Below are 18,981 nucleotides of genomic sequence, written 5' to 3' on the forward strand. Positions count from 1 at the left end.
CCGCCGCAGACAGCTGCTCCGTCGCCGCAGCCACCGCCTCCGACGTCCCCGCCACCTCCGCGATGATCCCCCGCAAGTTCTCCTGCGCACTCGTCAACGCCGCAGCCATCTGCCCCAGCTCGTCACGGGCCTCCACCTGCGCCCGCACGGTGAGGTCGCCCGAGGCGAGCGCGCCGAGCGCGTGCTGGACCGTGCCGGCGGAGCGCCGGATCCCGTTCGCGACGCGCACGCCCACGACGACCGCGATCAGCAGCCCGACGGCGGCGACGACGATCATGAGGAGGAAGGCCCGCGTGGCCTTCGCCGCGGCGTCGTCCGCGACGGTGTCGAGGTAGGCGTACACCGCGTCGCCGGACGCCGCCAGCGAGGTCCGGTACGACGCGATGATCTCGTCGTTGGCCGCCTGGATCTCGGGCGTCACCGCCTTGGCCTCCACGGCCGGCATGAGCGTCGCGTCGCGGAAGGCGAGCCACTCGGCCCAGCTCGCCTTGAACGCGTTCCAGTTCGGCTCGTCCACCCCGTCGGCGGCCAGCACCGCGTCGATCACGCCGATCTGCTCCTCGACGAGGGCGTCCGTCGCGGCCATCTGCTCCACGGTCTGCTCGCGGGCCTCGCCCTGGACGATGTCGTACTGGTAGGTGAGCCGCCACGCCTCCTGGGCACCGTGGTCCACCTCCGCGTTGCTGCGCAGGAGCGAGCTCGCGACGCTCGCGACCGACGCCGTGTCGTCGGACGTCGACCGCAGGCTCTGCAGGGCGAACCCCACGACGAGGACGAGCACGACGGCGAGCACGCCGAGCGCGGTGAGGATCTTCGTGCGGACGGAGAAGTCGGCGAAGCGACGCCGGCGCGCGGCGGGCCGCGGGGTCTCGAGCGTGGACATGAGGAGCTCCTGGGGACGTGGGGACGAGAAGAGGAAGGGGGCGAGCCGGTCGGGCTCAGGACGCCGCGGCGTCGACGTCGAGCGCGAGCAGCAGCCGGTCGGAGAGCTTGTACGCGCCGCGGATCACGGCGCGCAGCTCCTCGGGGAGCGTCTGGGGCGGCGTCTCGAACTGGTCGGCGTCGACCTCGAGCACGTCGCCGATCGTGTCGACGAGCAGGCTCACGGTCTCGTCGCCGACGAAGACGACGACCATCATCTGGTCGCCCTCGTGGGCCACCATGCCGAGGCGTCGCCGCAGGTCGACCGACAGCACGACCTGCCCGCGGAGGTTGACGAGGCCCCCGACGTCGTCGGGCGCGAGCGGCACGCGTGTCCGGGCGCGGCCCGGCAGGACCTCCTGGACGCGGTCGACGGGGATCCCGCAGAGCCGGTCGGCCAGCGTGAACGTCACGAGCTGCTGCGTGGTCATCGGGCACCTGCCAGCGACAGGTCGTTCTCGGCCGTCGCGTCGTCGAAGGGGTCGAGGTCGTCGTAGAAGCCGGGGTCCGCCGCCTGGACGGCGCTGCGGACGTCGAGCAGCTCCGTCACGCGGTCCTTGAGGACGGTCGACCCGGTGAGCCCGTGGCCGTCGATGTCGCTGCGCCGGCGCGCGTCGTCCTCGACGATGTCGAAGATCTCCGTGACCGCCATCGCGATGCTGCGCCCCGCGCGGGTGTACACGACGATGTCGAGCTCGTCCGCGGGCGGGCCGCCCGCCGCGCCCAGAAGCTGGTCGAGCCGGACGAGCGGCAGCAGCGCGCCGCGGTACTGGAGCACCTCGCGCGAGCCGACCTGCTCGATCGTGGCGGCGCGGATCCGTTCGAGCCGCGTCACCGCGGAGAGCGGGATCGCCACGCGGCGGTCGCCCGCCCCGACGACGAGCATCTGCTCGACGGTCGTGGCGCTCTCCGTCGTGTCCTGCGCGTACGCGCGGGCCATGTCCGCGGCGTCCGACGTGAGCACCTTGCGGGCGATCGCCTGGAGGTCGAGGATGAGCGCCACCCCGCCGTCGCCGAGCACCGTCGCCCCGGAGTACATGCCGATCTGCTTGAGCCGGTTCGCGAGCGCCTTGACGACGATCTCCTCCATGTTGAGGACGCGGTCGACGATCACGCCGAAGCGCTGGTCGTCGGCCTCGACGACCGCGATGACGCGGCCCTCGGACTCCGGGTCGAGCCCGAGCACCTCGGAGAGCGACAGCAGCGGGAGCAACGTGCCCCGCAGCCGGAAGACGGGGGCGGTGCCGACGTGCTCGATCTCGCCGTGCTGGTCGCCGAGGGCGACGAGCTCCAGGAGGCTGACCTGCGGGATCGCGTAGACCGCGCCGCAGCACATCACCGTGAGGGCGGGCATGATCGCGAGCGTCAGCGGGATCCGCATGCGCCACGTCGTCCCGGTCCCGACCGTCGACTCGACGTCGACCGAGCCGCCGATCGCCTCGATGTTCGTGCGGACGACGTCCATCCCGACGCCGCGCCCGGACACGTTCGTGACCTTCGCCGCCGTCGAGAAGCCGGGCAGGAACAGCAGGTCGAGCAGCTCGGACGGGGCCATCGTGGCGACGTCGCCCGCCGTCCGCAGCCCCTTGGCCACGGCGGTGCGGCCGACCTTCTCGGGGTCGACGCCCGCGCCGTCGTCCGTGATCTCCACGACGACCTGGCCGTTCGAGTGGTACGCGCGCAGCGTCACGAGCCCCTGGGGCCGCTTGCCGGCGCGGCGCCGGTCCTCGGGCGCCTCGATCCCGTGGTCGACGGCGTTGCGCACCAGGTGCGTCAGCGGGTCCTTGACCGCCTCGAGCAGGGAGCGGTCGAGCTCGGTGTCGCCGCCCGTCATCTCGATCCGGACGTCGCGACCCAGCATCTTCGCGAGGTCGCGCACGACGCGCGGCATCTTGGACCACACGTGCTCGATCGGCTGCATGCGCGTCTTCATGACGCCCTCCTGCAGCTCGGACGCGATGAGGCTGAGGCGCTGCGCGGACCGCTTGGTCTCCTGGTCCTCGCCCGCGCCGGCGATCCGGTCGATCTGGTTGCGCACCAGCACGAGCTCCCCGACCTGCCGCATGAGCGTGTCCAGGAGGTCGACGTCCACCCGGATCGAGCCGTCCGCAGCGTTGCGGGTGTGCGGCTCGGGCTCGGGTGCCGGCTCGGGCGCGGGCGCCGGTCCGACGGCGGGCGTGGGCTCCGGCTCGGCGGCGAGCACCGGGGCGGTCCGGGGCGCGGGAGCCGGCTCGGGTGCGGGAGCCGGCTCGGGCGCGGGGCCTGCCGCGGGCGTGGGCTCTGGCTCCGGCTCCGGCTCGGGAGCGGTCTCGGGGTCGGTCTCGGGCGCGGTGCCGGCCGCAGCGTCGGGCGAGGTACCGCCCGCGACGGCGGTCGCGAGGTCCGGCTCCGGCGCCGCCGTGCCGTCCTGGACCGCGACGATGCGCGCGACCATCGGGTCGACGTCGAGGTCGTCCCCGGCACCGGACTCGACCTTCGCGAGGATGGCGCGCAGCGTGTCGACGAGCGCGAGCAGCACGTCCGCCGTCGGCTGGTCCATCGCCCGCTCGCCGTCGCGCAGCTCGGACAGGAGCGACTCGCCCACGTGGGACACGCGCTCGAGGTTGGCGAAGCCGAGGAAGCCGCTCGTGCCCTTGATGGTGTGCACGGTGCGGAAGATGCTGCTCAGCAGCGCGCGCGACGACGGGTCGCTCTCGAGCGCCACGAGGTCCTGGTCGAGCTGGTCGAGGTTCTCGTAGGACTCGACCAGGAACTCGTGGACGATCTCGTCCATCTCGTCCACGTCCGTACCTCCCCGCCATGTCTGGCGTGTGTCTGTCTCGTCGCCGGTGTCCGGCGTGCGGCCCGGGTACCCCCGCGGGTGCCCGGGTGGCCGACCCGTTCGGCACGGGCGGTCACGGCGTACTCTCGGTACGCGCTGCCGCCTCGTGGGGTGCGGGTCGTCCGGGGTCGTGTCAGGCGGTGGCCTTCTGCGCGGCGCGGTTCACGAGGCCCGCGGCCTCCGGGCGCGTCATGCCCTGCAGGACGAGCTCCTCGACCAGCGAGGCGATGAGCTCGTGGACGTCGCGCGGGTTGAGCGGCGAGCCGGACCGGCGCCGGGCGAGCTCCTTGTTCAGCGGGGCGCAGCGTTCGGCGATGGTCGTGCGCGGGCGTGCCGGGACGGCGGCCATGGGGTCTCCTCTCGGTGCCTCGCGGGCGAGGCGCGTCGGTGGTCGTGAGGTCCTATGCGACGAGCGAGCGCTTCTGGCCACCCGTGCGGGCCGCGGCCACCAGGTCCGCCAGCGCGCGGCGCACGGCGAGCGGCGTCGCGCCCAGCGGGGCGCCGGGCAGCGCCGCGGCCGTCGTCAGGGTGGCGAGGTAGCGCGCCGCGTCGCGCGTCGTCTCGCCGGTCCCGCGGTCGGGGTCCCACGCGGAACGCGCCTCGTGCTCGTGCTCGAGGAAGACGGCGGTGAGCTCGGCGACCCAGGCCGCGTCCACGCCGCAGCCCGCGACGGCCTGCTTGACGGCGACGCGGGTGCGGGAGACGGCGGGCCGGCCGGGGCGCGCGCGGTCGGCGAGCGCGTCGCGGACGAGCAGGTCCGCGATCCGCGCGCCGTACTCGTGGTCGGCGAGGGTCGAGAGCCGGTCGCGGTCGAACGCGGCCCAGAGCCGGCCGAGCAGGACCGCACGGCGCTCGTCGGTCGGGGCGAGGAGCCCGACGACCGAGCGCAGCGCGAGGTCCTCGTCCTCCTCGACCCACCCGAGCATCCGGGCGCGCACGTCCGGGTCGAGCGGACGGTCGAGCTCGGGCAGGTCGAACGCCTCGCGGATCGCGCCCGCGTCGATCTGCGTGCGGAGCACTCCGCGCTGCCGCGCTGCCGCGCTCACGTGCGTCTCGTAGAGCTGCTCGAGCTGCGCGGAGCGCCCCGCGTCGACGACGTCGGTCGCGGGGTCGGGGACGACCGGCAGCTCGTGCAGGAGGCCCGCGAGCCGGCCCTCGTCGTCGACCGTGCCCTCCAGCAGGTCGGTCGACACGATCTGCCCCACCCGCCGCGCGCTGCGCACGGAGCGCAGGAGCGTGCGGTGCATGAGCGTGTAGTCGCCGAGCGCCTGGCGGATGGAGCCGGCCGCGCTCGCGCCGTCGGCGAACACCTCGAGGTCGAAGAACTTGGTGCCGTTGCGTCCCGTCGAGTCACCGGTCGCGCCGTCGGCGCTCGGGAGGTCGAGGAGCTTGCGGGTGTAGAAGTCGACGGCCGCCTCGACCATGTCGTCGTGCAGGAACCGCGCGACGTCGTGCCGGTGGCAGTAGCGCAGCGTCTCGGACGGGATCATCCCGGTCCGGAAGACGGCCTCGAAGACCGCCATGCGGGCCTCGCGCTCGGGGAGCGCACCGGCGCGCACGCGCAGGGCGAGGTCGGTGGTGAGGCGGTCGAGCTCGTCGCTCGCGCGGTCGTGGGTGCGGGGGGCGGGGACGTCGGTGGCGACGGTCGAGGTGTGCATGGCGAGGGTGTGTGCGGCGCCCGCGCGAAAATCGGCCGCTCGCAGCCCCACGGCGCTGTGACGTCCGTCACACCGTCGCCGCCTCGTGCGCGGTGGTGCGCGCAGGTTGGCGCGCGCCCCCGCCGCATAGGCGTGGAGACCACCACGACGAGAGGACCCCTGTGGAGCACAGACGCCGGACGTTCGACGCCGGACCGGGAGCGAGCCTCCTGCTCCCCTCGTCCGCGATCGAGACGGTGGCCCGCCTGCACCGCTGGCAGGCGTTCGCCGGCCTGGCCGACGGCGAGGTGCTGCTCTCGCCCCTGTCCGCGTCACCGCTCCCCCTGCCGTGGACCGTGCCCGCGGGCCGACGGCGGTGGACCACCGTGCGCCCCGAGGCGATGTGGCACCCGCTCCTGTGGCTGCCCGAGCGCCTGAGCACGCCGCGGGTCCTGCGCGACCCGGTGACGGGCGAGACGTGGGGCGAGACGTACGACGAGTGGGCCCTGCGCGTCGTGCTGGAGCTCACCGAGGCGGGCCCGGTGACGCTCGACGGGCAGGAGTGGGTCCTGCTGCACGACCCGGCGCACGACCGGTTCGTGCGCCCCGCCGGGCCGGAGGACCACGACCTCGTCCCGCTGTTCGACGTGACGACCGGGACGTGGCTCGACGTGCTGTCGACCGTCGGGCTCGACGTCGACGACCGCGCGGACGTCGCCCGGGTCGAGGCATGGCTCGCCGGCGGGGACGACGCCGCGCTCGACGCGGTGGACCTCGACCGGCACCTGCACGCCGAGGGGCGCGACCCGGCGTGGTCGCTCGACCGGGTGCACCGGCCCCTCGCCGGGCCAGGCGAGTCCCGGACCTACGTCGAGGACCTGCGCGACGCGTCGTCGGCCCTCGTGGCGCGCGAGCTCGGCGAGCGCGCCGCCCGCCTGGGGCGCGGCCGGGCGACCGCGCGCGAGCTCGGCCGGCAGGTCGGCACGCTCGCGCGCATCGCGTCGACGCTGCTCTCGCCGCGCGAGCTCGTCGCCGAGGACCTCGGGCTCGCGCTGTCGCTCGTCACCGCGAGCGCCGAGCGGGCGACGACGAGGCGGGCCGCGCTCGACGCCGTCGCGGACCTGCGCATGGTGCTCGGCCCGGTCGCGCAGGCGGCGGCCGTGGGGCTCGACCGCGTCGCGCTGCGGTCGGAGATCGAGACGGCGCAGGTGCACCGGCAGGTCGCGGCGCTCTCGGGCCGGCCGGTCGCCTGAGGCGCGCTCGCCGGCGCCCGGTCAGGCGTCCCGCGGGGCGTGCTTGGCGAGGAACGCGTAGACCTCCGTCGCGTCGACGCCGGGGAACGCGCCGCTCGGGAGCGCGGAGAGCACGTGCTGGTGCATGCGCGCGCTGGGCCACGACGCGTCCTCCCAGCGCGCGGCCGCGTCCGCGGCCGGGCGGCGGCAGCACGACTCGTCCGGGCACGACGACTGCCGCCGTACCGTCGTGTCCCGGCCGCGGAACCACTTCGCCGACGCGAACGGCACCCCGACGGCGATGGAGAACTGGCCGGACGTCGTCGTGCCGGTCTGCGTGGAGCACCAGAACGTGCCCGCGGGCGTGTCCGTGTACTGGTACGACTCCTGCGCGCGGTCGCGGCGCGTGAAGGCCTCGCGGGCAGCCCACTTGCGGCACACCATCTGGCCCTCGATCGAGCCCGTGACGTCGGCGGGCAGGGGCAGGCCGTCGTTCTCGTAGCCCCGGAACAGCGCGCCGTCGTCGCCGACGCGCAGGAAGTGCAGCGGGATGCCGAGGTGCACGGTCGCGAGGTTCGTGAAGCGTTGCGCGGCGGCCTCGTGGGTGACGCCGAACGCGTCGCGCAGGTCCTCCACGGCGAGGTCCTTCTCGCGCTTGCGGCGCTCCAGGAAGTCGACGGCCGCGCTCTGCGGGATGAGGCAGCACGCGGCGAAGTACGTGATCTCGACGCGCTGGCGCAGGAACTCCGCGTACGAGCGCGGCCGCTCGTGCCCGAGCACGCGGTGCGCTATGGCCTGGAGCGCGAGCGAGCGCAGCCCGTGGCCGCCGGGGATCGACGCGGGCGGCAGGTAGATGCGCCCGTTCTCCAGGTCGGTGACGGTGCGCGTCGAGTGCGGCAGGTCGTCGACGTGCCAGATGGTGAAGCCGAGCTGCTCGGCCATGCGCGCGACGGTGCGGTGGGTGAGCGCGCCGACCGTGTAGCCGGCCTTGCGCGTCATCTCCTCGGCGAGCGCCTCGATCTCCGGGTAGTAGTTGTCGCGCGCCTGTCGCTCGAGGCGGAGCTCGGTGTTGGCGCGGCGCGCCTCCTCGGGGGTCGCGACGGCCTCGGTCGCGCGGCGCTGGAGCTCGGCGTGCAGGCCGACGAGGTTCTCGAGCACCGGCAGGGGCAGCTTCTGGCTCGCCTTCACGGCGGGCAGCCCGAGGCCCGCGAACAGCGGGCCGCGCTGGGCGCGGTCGAGCGCGATCTCCAGCGCGGCGCGGCGCGACGGCGGCTCGTCCGTGAGCAGGTCCGTGACCGGGACGTCGAGCGCCTGGGCGAGCTGCTGGAGGAGCGACAGCCGCGGCTCGCGGCGCCCGTTCTCGATCATCGACAGCAGGCTGGGCGCGGTGCCCACGGCCTCGCCGAGCGCGTCGAGGGTGAGGCCGCGCGCCGTGCGGAAGTGCCGCACGCGCCGACCGAGCGTGATGAGGTCCGCCTGGGCCGCGGGCTGAGCCTCGGGACGGTCCCCGGGACGGCTGGACGACGTCGTGCTGGCCATGGCTTGACAGTACGTCAAGATCGGCGAATCTTCACAGCGTCCTGAGGCGAAATCCACGCCGGTTCGGCGTGACGCTGGAGGCACAGCACCGCCCACCCGCCGAGCGAGGAGAACCCATGACCACCGCCGCAGGCCCCCGCCAGACCCGCCGCACCCGCCAGGCCGCGCTGCTCGACGACGTCGAGACCGACCTCGCCGGGCTGACGACGGACCGGTCGCCGGGGCAGCGAGGCGGCACGGCCGACCCTCGTCCGCGCGACGCGCGCGCCTGGGTGCGGGAGATCGCGACCCTCACCGAGCCGGACGCGATCGTCTGGTGCGACGGCTCCGCGGCGGAGAAGCAGCGCCTGACCGACCTCCTCGTGGACGCCGGGACGCTCCTGCCCCTCGACCCGGAGCTGCGCCCCGGGAGCTACCTCGCGCGCTCCGACCCGAGCGACGTCGCGCGCGTCGAGTCGCGCACGTTCATCTGCTCGCGCGAGGAGGTCGACGCCGGCCCGACCAACAACTGGCGCGAGCCGGACGCCATGCGCGCCGAGCTCCGCGGCGTGTTCGAGGGCTCGATGCGCGGCCGCACGATGTACGTCGTGCCGTTCTCGATGGGCCCGGTGGGCGGCCCCATCTCCCAGGTCGGCATCCAGGTCACCGACTCGCCGTACGTCGTCGTCAGCATGGGGATCATGACGCGCGTCGGGACGGCCGTCATGGACCTCATCGACGCCGGTGCCGCGTTCGTGCCCGCCGTGCACTCGGTGGGCGCGCCCCTCGTCGACGACACCGGGGCGGTCTCCGAGGACGTGCCGTGGCCGTGCAACGACACGAAGTACATCGTCCACTTCCCCGAGACGCGCGAGATCTGGTCGTACGGCTCCGGGTACGGCGGCAACGCCCTCCTCGGCAAGAAGTGCTTCGCGCTGCGCATCGCGTCCGCGATGGCGCGCGACGAGGGCTGGCTCGCCGAGCACATGCTGCTCATCCGCGCGACGTCGCCCGAAGGCCGGGCCTACCACCTCGCCGCGGCCTTCCCGTCGGCGTGCGGCAAGACCAACCTCGCGATGCTGCGACCGACGATCCCCGGCTGGACCGTCGAGACCATCGGCGACGACATCGCGTGGCTGCGCCCCGGCCCCGACGGCCGCCTGCGCGCGATCAACCCCGAGGCCGGCTTCTTCGGCGTCGCGCCCGGCACCGGCGTCGAGACCAACCCCGCGGCCGTCGAGACGTTCGCGCGCGACACGATCTTCACGAACGTCGCGCTCACCGACGACGGCGACGTCTGGTGGGAGGGCCTGACCCCCGAGCCGCCCGCGCACCTGATCGACTGGACCGGCCAGGACTGGACGCCCGACGCCGGCCGCCCCGCCGCGCACCCGAACTCGCGGTTCACCGTCTCCGCGGCGCAGTGCCCGACGATCGCCGACTCCTGGGAGGACCCCGACGGCGTCCCGATCGACGCCATCGTCTTCGGCGGACGCCGCGCGACCAACGTCCCGCTCGTCGCGCAGGCGTACGGCTGGGAGCACGGCGTCTTCATGGGCGCCACCATCTCCTCCGAGCAGACCGCCGCCGCCGAGGGCACCGTCGGCGCGCTGCGCCGCGACCCGTTCGCGATGCTGCCCTTCTGCGGCTACAACATGGCCGACCACTGGGCGCACTGGCTCCGCGTGGGCGCCTCCCTCGACCCCGAGAAGCGCCCCAAGATCTTCCAGGTCAACTGGTTCCGCAAGGACGCCGACGGCCGGTTCCTCTGGCCCGGGTTCGGCGAGAACGCGCGCGTCGTCGCGTGGATCGCGGCACAGGTCGACCGCTCGCGCGGCGTCCGCACCGACAGCGGCGCCGTGAAGAGCCCCGTCGGCCTGCTCCCCGCGCCCGGCGCGCTCGAGCTCGGCGGCCTCGACCTGGACGACGCCGACCTCGACGCCCTGTTCGACGTCTCGCCCGAGCAGTGGCTCGCCGAGGCCGAGCTGACCGCCGAGTTCTTCGACACCTTCGGCAACCGCGTGCCCGACGAGCTCTGGGCGCAGCTCGCCCGCCTGCGGGACCGCCTCGGGGCCTGACGCCACACCCGAGCGGAGCACACCCCTCGGGCGCCGGTGCTCGGTGCGACGCACCGGGCACCGGCGCCGGCATCAGCTCTCCGTGAGCGAATGCGCCGAGACCACCACCTCGACCGAGGAGACCTGCTCGGCGAAGACCCGGACTCCGGGCTCCTCGACGATCCAGACGCCGTCCTCCTGCGAAGAGCGGCCCCACCCCGCCGCGCCCAGCGCGTCCGACACCGCGTCCCCTGCACCGGCCGGGACCTCGTACCGCATGCGGACCATGGTCCGGTCGGAGTCCCCGCAGGCGTCGTGCGCCTCGACGAGAGCGAGCGGCTCCGGACGACTCGACGACACCCGCCGCGTCTGGAGGACCGCAGCGTTCCGCTCCTCACCGCTCGGGACCAAGCCGTACCCAGAGACACCCAGGGTGACCACGACAGCAAGCGCCGCTAACCCCAGCGGAGTCGCCCTCACGCGAGCCTTCCCGTCCGTCAGACGTTGCTGTCCACACCGATGCGGTGGTGGACGACATCTGCTCGCGGTCCCTCGCGACGCGCACCGACCTGACCCGCTGACGACCAGCCGAGGTGCGCGGACCGTAGCGCACGGCGGGAGCCTGGTGCCACGGCGCCACGGCGCCGCTGGGACGCCGCTCGCGCACGCCGCCCTGGTCCCACTGCCAACAGCAAGAACCGAACGTCCGGCGTAAGGACGTCGGGGCGCCGGGGCGCCGGGCCAGCCGTGAAGGATCGTTGCCTTCACTACCGCACCTTCACGGAACGCCGGAGAGAGGCCCTCCTGCTGGTGCACCATCGTCCCGTCGCCCATGAGCGATTCAATGTGCCTGCCGGGGACTCGCCAGGCTTGAACGAGACGCTTGTCAAATCGGGGTTGCGCGCGACCAAGTGCTCGAAATGAACCTCCACCGGCTCCGACGTTTCGCTATATTTTCGAAACCCGACAAGAACACCCAAACTTCACCGTCACCGCACAGTCCTGGTGACCGGAAGATTGAGTTGCGCCACTTCGAGGCTAGCGACGACGCCATCACTATCATTTAGGTTGGCGTGGCGACCAGAGCCGAAGATCACTTTCCCCGTTGGTGTTGTTGCATTTGGCACAGATCGCACGTCGCGTCGCCTCCGCGGAGACGACGCGGCCATGGAGTCCTGGAACGCGCTACTGCAGAAGAACGTGCCGAACCGTCGCCGCCGGGCCACCCGCGACTAGCTGCACGACGCGATCGTGTCTGGATCGAACGCACCCACAAGCAGCACCAGCGCACGCTTGGCAAGTCACCCCGGTCGAGGACGATCTCACCTTCACCGCCCAGAACGCCGACCTTGCGGCATGATCACCACTAACCCCGAGTCAACCGACCCTGCAGCAGTCCCGTATGCCCGTTCGAACCGGGGGGAGCAGTCCACACCACCGAACCGGACACACCAAGGCTGAGTTGACCACTTCACATACTGAAGATCTAGCTGCGCTTCAATCTGACACGCAAATTGGATGGCATGCTTTCAAGAGTCTTAGAATCTAGCCACACGTTCTCCAGAGCAACCCTCCAGGATTCACTCGCTTCGGCCTTCTCATCTATCGCATCCCAAAACTCGGGTCGCCGCTCGAGCAATTCCTGTAGAACGCCTGAGCCCACAGCTGATGCGACCTCCAGACCCCGCGAAGAGGAGAGTACATGATCCGTCAATCCCACGGGATCATCACCGAACTCGACGCCGTCTAGAAACGCATTGTAGGAATGGCTAAGACTCTCCGCCTTCACGCGATCTGAATGCGCCCCGCCCATCGCTATGAGGAAGTCGATGTAGTCCTCAGCGATGCGGCGGTCCCAAACGCCCTCCTGGTCTCTCGTCATCACCAATACCCTCCGCGCGTGGACGCTAGGCCCTTGCCCATCGCTTCGCCGCTTCACCGGACGTTCTGACCTATCGATAGTAGTGCTTCGAACCGCCACCTCCCCCCGGTATGAACCCGCGAAGCCCACCGAGGCCACCACCACCCCCGCCCCTAACCCGCGGAGGAGTCCTCGGCGCGGGCGCAGGAGCGCGGTAGTGTCCGTTGCGGTAGAGCGAAATATTTCTCGGAACATTGGGTCGCGCTGTCATGGATCGCCAGGCGCCGGCGGGAAGCCGATAGCCCTTCCTCGCGCAACCTTGCGCAGCAAAGTCATTGAGAAAGCGCCGCCCGCCGCTCTGCGCTTCGCGCACTGCTCTTTGGTGTCCACTGATGGAGTTCGACCCATATAGAGGGAGGTTTCCCTTGTTCTCGTACAGTTGCCGCTGTCGCCTCGCCACCAGATCCATCCGCGACCTAATGCTCGCGATCAACTGGCGGCAAGACGCAAGTCCGCTCGCGTCGCAGTCGTTTACGGGATCTTGGGGGTAGGTATATGCGGTGGTGTTACCGCCTTCGACGGGGTCGGTGCTGGTGAAGAGGCCGGTGGTGGGGTTGTAGAGGCGCGCGCCCATGAGGGTGAGGCCGGTGGTGTCTAGGGCGCGTTCCTTGCCGCCGAGCCAGCCGTAGGTGATCGCGCCGGTCTGCGTCGGGGTGGTGATCGGGTTGCCGTACTCGTCCCAGGTGCCGAGCGCACCCAGCTGGAGCGGCTGGTCGACCGCTGGCAGAGCGACGGTCGTGGCGATGGAGCCGATCGGATCGATGAGGGACAGGGTGGCGGTGGTGCCGGTGATCTCCAGGCCGAGGTCGCCGGCGATCGAGGCGCCGTACCAGGTGGTGACCGGGCTGCCGGTCCCGGTCTTGGTCGCGTAGCCGGGGTTGTCGCTGGTGTCGGTGTAGTGCCGCACCGTGCTGGTCGTGGTCGTGCCGCTGACCGTGGACGCGGTGTGGCGGCGCCCGGCGGGGTCGAGCGTGTAGGTGGTGGTGGTGCCGTTCTGGGTCAGGCTCCGCGCGGCGTCGGTGTCGTAGTAACCGACCGTCAGGTCACCGGCCCCGGCCCCTGCGGGGGTGTCGGCACCGGGCAGCGTGGTCTGGCGTCCGAGGAGGTCGTAGACGTAGCTCCCCGCCCCGTTCGCCCCCTTCTGGACGCGGTCGGCGCCGTCGTAGTTCCAGGTCTTGCCGACGGCGCTCGCCGGAACGCTGGCGCAGTCGGTGTCGTACGCGGTCGCGTTCTGCGCGAGGCGGTTGCCTCGCACGTCGAACCCGTAGGTCCGGGTGGTGCAGGTCCCGCCGGTGGTGTCGGAGACCGCGGTGAGGCGTTCGCCCTTGTCGTAGGTGAAGGACTGCGTGCGGGCGATGCCGGTGTCGCCCGTCCCCGCCGTCGACGTGAGGGTGGTGGTCCGCCCGAGGACGTCGGAGTCGATCGACCAGGCGAGCAGGTCTTGCTCGGGGTCGCCAGGCATGGCGGCACCCGTGTAGGCGAGCTCGGTGAGCTCGCCGGCACGGTCGTACGTCAGCCGCTGGGTGACACGGCCACCGAGCAGGGCCTGGCTCGTCATGGCGCCGGTGGCGTCGTAGGTGGCGGTGAACTGCCCGGTGCCAGGGATCTTGACCAGGGTGGGCAGACCGCGGCGCTCGCCCTCGGCGTCGTACCCGTACTCGACCGACCGGATCGGGTCGGTGACCTTCGCGACCCGCCCAGCAGCGTCGTAGGTCGTGGTGGTGACGGCGCCGTCGGAGTCGGTGTACGTCGTCTGGCGCCCCCAGGCGTCGTATCGCGTGGAGATGCGCCCGGTCTCGGCCCCCGTCGCACCGAGGGTCACGGTCGCGGCGACCTGTCCGGTCGCGGCGTCGTAGTCCGTGCGCGTCGCCGGGACCGGGGTCGACCCGGCGAGACCCGTCGCCACGGTGCCGACCCGGACGGTGCGCCCGGCGGCGTCGTACGTCGTCGTGGTGGTCCGCGTCGTCGCACCGAGCGACTCCACGGACTCGCGCGGTGCCAGGTAGTAGGAGTACTTCGTCGTCGTCTCGACAGGCAGGGTGGGCGTGGACTCGCCGGTGCGGGTGGAGCAGGCGAGACCCGCCCACTCGGGCTTGCTCCCGCAAGCGGCGAAGACGCCGGTCTGGGCAGCCGCGGTGTAGTAGCCGTTGCGCGTCGTCGCGGCATCGCTGCCGGTGGCGCCGGGCTTGCGGGACTCGACCACCTTGCCCTCGACGTCGTACCGGGTCTTCGTGACGATGTTCTGCGCAGGGTCGTCCATCACCGTGGTCGACGTCGTGGCCTGCCCGAGGAACCAGCCGGAGGTCTTGTCGGTGTGCGGGACTCCGTCGATGGCGTCGTACCCGGAGAGCGCCTGCGACACGACCGTCTCACCGGTCGCTACCGGCACGCTGGTGTCGCTGCTGCCGGTGAGCGCGTCCGCCTCGGTGACCGTGACGGCCGTGGGCAGGCGGTAGGCGATCCCCGTCTTGGGGTTCACGCCGCCGTTGGGCGCGCCCTGGTCGTAGTCGGTGCGGGTGTGCTTGCGCAGCAGCCCGTTGCTGGTCTCCCGCGCAGGTTCCCACACGTCGGTGACGACGGTCCCGGCGGGGGTCAGCACGGTCCCGGCCGCGATGGTGCCGCCGTCGTGGGTGATCGCGGTGGCTGCGGTGATGTCGGCGTTGTAACGGGTGATGGTGGCGTAGGAGTCGATGACCTCGGTCGCGAGCTGGCCCTGGGCTGCGGTCAGGGCGCGCAGCTGGGCGGTGGCCTTCTGGTCGAGCTCGTGCACGGTGCGTCCGCCGGAGTCGTACCGGGTCGCGGTGACCTGCCAGTCCCCGGCCCCGAACGCGGCGGTGTTGACCACGCGACCCTCGGCGTCGGTGTACTGCAGGTCCGCGTACGGCCAGTCGGCCGCAGTCACGTCACCAGGTCCGGAGCCGGCGACCTGCTGCCTGTCAGCGGAGAACACCGCGGCCCCGTACGACGGAGGCGTCTCCTGGCCCCAGGTGGTCGTGGCGGCGGCCTTGAGGTCGGGCAGCGCCGTGTTCGTCGTCGCCGGGTCGATCCCGTACACGAACCGGGACAGCCGTGCCGCGGCCCCGCCCGTCGTGGCGGGCGCCCGCTCGACCGTCAGCAGAGACTTCGCGTCCTGGGACGAGGCACCGTAGGCGAGGGTGTAGGGAGCGAGGCCGGACGGGGTGACCGTGGTCAGCAGAGGCTGCCCGGACGTCGAGGGACCGCCGTAGGCGTAGCTCGTGGACAGCCCCGCGCGCGGGTCGGTGACCTTCGCCAGGCGCTTCGCGGAGTCGTACTCGTAGGTCGCCACGACGACGGTGCTCATGCCTGCGCCCCCGGCCTTGTCCGGGTCGTAGGCGGTGTAGGAGATCTGCTTGACCTGCCCGGCGACATCGGTGCCCGCGGTGGTGGCGGCGTAGGTGATGTCGACAGCCCGGCATCCCGGGTTCAGCGCGCCCGTGGCCGGGCACGTGACCCCGGGGGGAACGGGGGCGAGGATGCGGGTGATCTTCTTCGTCGTGGCGTCACGCGTGAACGACGTCGCTCCGGCAGTGCCCGGTTCCGTCACCGATGCAGGCAGCCACACCCGGTCACCCCCCGCGGTGTGGGAGTAGGTGAACCGGGTGACGGTGCCGTCTTCCTCGGTGAAGTCGAGCGTGGCCGCGGTGCCGGTGCCGGTCAGGCTGAGCTTGGCGCCGACCGTGGCGGTGTCCTCGTCGACCGCGGTGTACTGGCCCGGCTTCATCGCGATCTTCGTGCCGTCGGGCTGACGGAACACGAGTGCGCCACCCTCGTCGTCGATCAGGGAGATCGTGCCGTCCACGTCGGTGGAGTCCACGACCTCGAACCCGGCGATCCCGATGTCGGTGCCGTCGAACGACGCCTTCCACCCCGGCCCGAACACCGACGTGTCGTCGGTACCGGCCTGGGAGGAGTACGACCGCGAGACCGACAGGTCACCCACGTACCCGGGCACGGAGACGTCCGTCGCGGAGGTGTTGAACTCCCCCGTCCACAGCGCGACCTGCCCCGGACCGGCGTCAGCGACCGGGTAGTTGTCACCGAACGCGTGCGGTACGCGCACCACGGACGAGCGCGACGTCGTGTCCTGGTTCCAGGTGCAGCGCACGATCCCGGAGGCGGAGTAGGTGAAGCACACCTGGACGTCCAGCAGGACCGGGACCCGCGACTTCCCCAGGGCCTCCGCTGCCTCCGCCGCCGACCACTGCTTGTTCACCGCCACCGCGGCATTCGCTGCGACGGCGGGCAGATCTGTCGCCTTCGTCCACCCGGTGGTCGAGCCCTTCGAGGCGTCGTAGTTGGCCGGCTCCGCCGTGCCCGCGGCCCGCCACCAGATCGACGGCGTCACCGTTCCCGACGCGGTCGAAGGACTGCTGGCCTTGACCTGGAAGGTGTCCGTCGACTTGAGCCCCGTGACCGGCGACGCCAGCGCCGCGCCACCGGAGCCGAACCCGAACGTCGTCTCGGCCGAGGCCCACGCGGCCTTGTCGATCGCACGCACCTTCAGCGTGTGCGCCCCGTTCACGGGGTTCCAGCTGATCGTCGCCGTCGGTGTCGTGCCCGTCGCGGCGATCGAGGTCCATGCCCCGCCGTCCAGGGAGTACTCGAACCGGACGACGTCCGTCGAGGTCGACTTCAACGTGAAGGCGTTCGACGACGGCGGCGTGTCCTTCCACTGGCCGTTCGTGTATCCCGACGCGGTGATCGTCGGAGCCGTCGGCGCGCTCGTGTCGACGGTGAAACCCCAGCTCGAGTAGGTCTTCGAGGTCAGCGCACCGTCGCTCGACCACACTCGTGTGGTGTAGGCGGTCCCGTTGACGAGGGCGGGGGTCGACGTGGCGGGCACGAACTGCGACCGCCCGCCCGACGCGACGCTCGATCCGGGCAGCTGGTTCCAGACCGCGGTCCCGGCAGGGTTGAGCACGGAGAACAAGCCCTTGACGTTGCCGCCGTCGGGGTCGGTCACCACCGAGTAGAACTTGGGCTTGGCGACCTTGACGTAGAGCACGCGGTTCGCAGCGGTCGAGCTCGGCCACCAGGCGTACTCCCCCGCGCTGTGCCCCGAGTTCGTGGACACGTTCGGGTAGGAGTTGTACGTGACCCAGATGGAGGGGACGTAGGAACCTGCGTCGGCGGAGTTGAACTTCTTCCACCCGTAGGAGTCGGACTCGTTCTCCGCCTTCACCCCGAGCGTGATCTGGGAGTCCCCCCGGTTCGCGGCGTAGGTCATCGCACCCTTGACGTCCATCGTGACCCAGCCGTCACCGCACGAGTCGGCGTACCCCTTGGTCTGCGACGTCGTCAGCTGCCGCGTCAACCACCCGGGCTGGTTCGACCACCGTGTCGCGGTCGAGATCCCCCCGGTGTGCCACAGCTCCCAGTTCCGTGCCTGGCACGAGTAGGAGTGGAAGTTCCACAGCTCCATCGTCGCCGCAGACACGACCTTGCCGGCGATCGCCGACGTCGGGAAGTTGATGATCCCGCGCGCCTTCACCGCACCGCCGTTGTAGGTGCCCATCTGCATGTACGTGCGCGCCGACGTGTCGACCGTCGTGTCCGTCTGCACGTACAGGTCGAGCCCCTTGTTCAGGTTGACCTGTGGGTCGATCACCACGGGGAACTGCGTCCCCGCATCCGTGATCAGGGCCTCCACCCCGGACAGCTCGACCTGCGCGGTCGAGGCGTCGGCGATCGTCACCGACTCCTCCAGGGTCACCGCTTCCGACAACGGGTCGGCCTCCACGGGGACCACGGGGCCGCTGCCACCGGCGGTCGGCGTCCCGGCAGGCGTCTTCGCCGCGGGCGCCTGCCCGCCCTCGGCCTCCTTGCCGTACAGCACGTCCAGCTCGGGCAGCGGCGCCAACCGCGGCGCCTCCGGGTCGATCGACACCGCGGGCTCGAGCAGGGAGTCCGGACGGTGCTCCTCCACCTGCGCGTCCCAGGCCAACGGCGTCGCCCCCACGCCCACGACCTCGCCCGACGGCGCGCTCACCTCGAACCCACCGTCAGCGGTCGCCGCCACCGTGCCGCCCTCGGCCGTCACGACCAGCGGATCCTCGATCGCCGCTCGCGCCGCCTCCGCGTCGTGCGCGACGAAGAACTGCTCGAACCCGCTGTTCGTCGCCTCGACGACCAGGTCCAGGCCCTCAGAGACGCCCTGGTACGTCGCCCGCCGGCCTTCCAGCACCGGCTCCGGCAACGCGCCCGTCCAGTGCATCGCGGAGACCACACCGGTCTCGGTGTCCGTCACCGAGGCCAGCTCGACCGGAGCGTCGTCAGCGACCTCGACGGCACCGGAGATCTCCAGCCCCGAGACCGCGGCGACCGGGCGCACCACCCCGTCCTCGCCGGCCTCGAGCGTGAGGTCGACCTGCGCCCAGTCCTCCTCCGCGGTGCCGTCACCGCCGGTCTGCACCCACACCGGCCCCGACCCCTGCTGCGCCGTCCACTGCCCGTTCGGCAACGCCCACACCGAACCGGACTCCGTGCGCTGGGACAGGTCCTCCACGGGCGCGCCGGCAAGTCGCGCGTTCACCATCGCGGACCCGGAGTCCGGGGCGGTCCGCGGCACGAGTGCCGGGTCCACCGCCGCGGGTTCGGCGGCGGCCTCCGCCGGGAGGGACGCGGCGACCGCCGGCGCAGGGAGCGAGACCACTCCCACGCTCAGCGCGACCGCCCCCGCGAGGGCGGCGATCGACGCCCGCCACGCACCAGGAACACCAGAGAACGACACCAAGAACGCCATCGCGAACCAGCCCGATCTGTCACGGCACGCACCAGCGCGCACCGGAAACCGAAGCCCACACCCCCTGCGGGCAGGCCCCAGCCTGGTTCTCAGCGAGCTCACAACCAGCGA

The 18,981-nt window shown here is 72.0% G+C and carries 11 protein-coding genes; 2 read left to right on the plus strand and 9 right to left on the minus strand.

Translation table 11 applies throughout. The features are described 5' to 3' along the window. The 5 genes from GWJ10_RS04730 to GWJ10_RS04750 form a co-directional block, all read right to left on the minus strand. A partial coding sequence (locus tag GWJ10_RS04730; protein WP_163185632.1) for a methyl-accepting chemotaxis protein occupies window positions 1–883 on the minus strand: 883 nt, incomplete at its 3' end. A 55-nt stretch (window positions 884–938) separates the two neighbouring features. Then, on the minus strand, window positions 939–1,352 hold the full coding sequence (locus tag GWJ10_RS04735) for a chemotaxis protein CheW (protein ID WP_076403319.1): 414 nt from the start codon (window positions 1,350–1,352) through the stop codon (window positions 939–941). Continuing rightward, complete coding sequence (locus GWJ10_RS04740) at window positions 1,349–3,694, minus strand: chemotaxis protein CheW (protein WP_241005690.1); 2,346 nt, start codon at window positions 3,692–3,694, stop codon at window positions 1,349–1,351. The genes GWJ10_RS04735 and GWJ10_RS04740 overlap by 4 nt, the downstream gene beginning before the upstream one ends. Window positions 3,695–3,875: 181 nt before the next feature. After that, a complete protein-coding gene (locus GWJ10_RS04745) occupies window positions 3,876–4,091 on the minus strand; it encodes a hypothetical protein (RefSeq protein WP_043653789.1) in 216 nt (71 codons plus the stop codon). Between the two features lie 52 nt (window positions 4,092–4,143). Further along, window positions 4,144–5,400 (minus strand): hypothetical protein, encoded by a 1,257-nt coding sequence (locus GWJ10_RS04750; protein WP_163185638.1) that lies wholly within the window; start codon window positions 5,398–5,400, stop codon window positions 4,144–4,146. 161 nt (window positions 5,401–5,561) lie between these two features. Here GWJ10_RS04750 and GWJ10_RS04755 point away from each other — a divergent pair, with 161 nt between their 5' ends. Continuing rightward, window positions 5,562–6,632 (plus strand): hypothetical protein, encoded by a 1,071-nt coding sequence (locus GWJ10_RS04755; protein ID WP_163185639.1) that lies wholly within the window; start codon window positions 5,562–5,564, stop codon window positions 6,630–6,632. Window positions 6,633–6,653: 21 nt separating this feature from the next. On the opposite strand, the gene GWJ10_RS04760 is transcribed toward GWJ10_RS04755, so the two are convergent. Then, window positions 6,654–8,150, minus strand: a complete 1,497-nt coding sequence (locus tag GWJ10_RS04760; protein ID WP_085388488.1) for an XRE family transcriptional regulator — start codon at window positions 8,148–8,150, stop codon at window positions 6,654–6,656. Window positions 8,151–8,266: 116 nt separating this feature from the next. On the opposite strand from GWJ10_RS04760, the gene GWJ10_RS04765 reads away from it, so the two are divergent. Next, window positions 8,267–10,207, plus strand: a complete 1,941-nt coding sequence (locus GWJ10_RS04765; protein ID WP_163185642.1) for a phosphoenolpyruvate carboxykinase (GTP) — start codon at window positions 8,267–8,269, stop codon at window positions 10,205–10,207. A gap of 72 nt (window positions 10,208–10,279) precedes the next feature. Here the strand turns inward: GWJ10_RS04765 and GWJ10_RS04770 are convergent, their stop codons facing one another. The 3 genes from GWJ10_RS04770 to GWJ10_RS04780 all read right to left on the minus strand — a co-directional run bounded on the left by GWJ10_RS04770 (window position 10,280) and on the right by GWJ10_RS04780 (window position 18,858). Continuing rightward, a complete protein-coding gene (locus GWJ10_RS04770; RefSeq protein ID WP_163185645.1) occupies window positions 10,280–10,666 on the minus strand; it encodes a hypothetical protein in 387 nt (128 codons plus the stop codon). 1,006 nt (window positions 10,667–11,672) lie between these two features. Then, window positions 11,673–12,068: a hypothetical protein gene (locus GWJ10_RS04775; RefSeq protein ID WP_163185647.1), complete on the minus strand. Its 396-nt coding sequence runs from the start codon at window positions 12,066–12,068 to the stop codon at window positions 11,673–11,675. A gap of 70 nt (window positions 12,069–12,138) precedes the next feature. Then, on the minus strand, window positions 12,139–18,858 hold the full coding sequence (locus tag GWJ10_RS04780) for an RHS repeat-associated core domain-containing protein (protein WP_163185650.1): 6,720 nt from the start codon (window positions 18,856–18,858) through the stop codon (window positions 12,139–12,141). Window positions 18,859–18,981 lie beyond the last annotated feature (123 nt).

The sequence above is a fragment of the Cellulosimicrobium sp. SL-1 genome, assembly GCF_011033075.1.
Classification (GTDB): Bacteria; Actinomycetota; Actinomycetes; order Actinomycetales; family Cellulomonadaceae; genus Cellulosimicrobium; species Cellulosimicrobium funkei.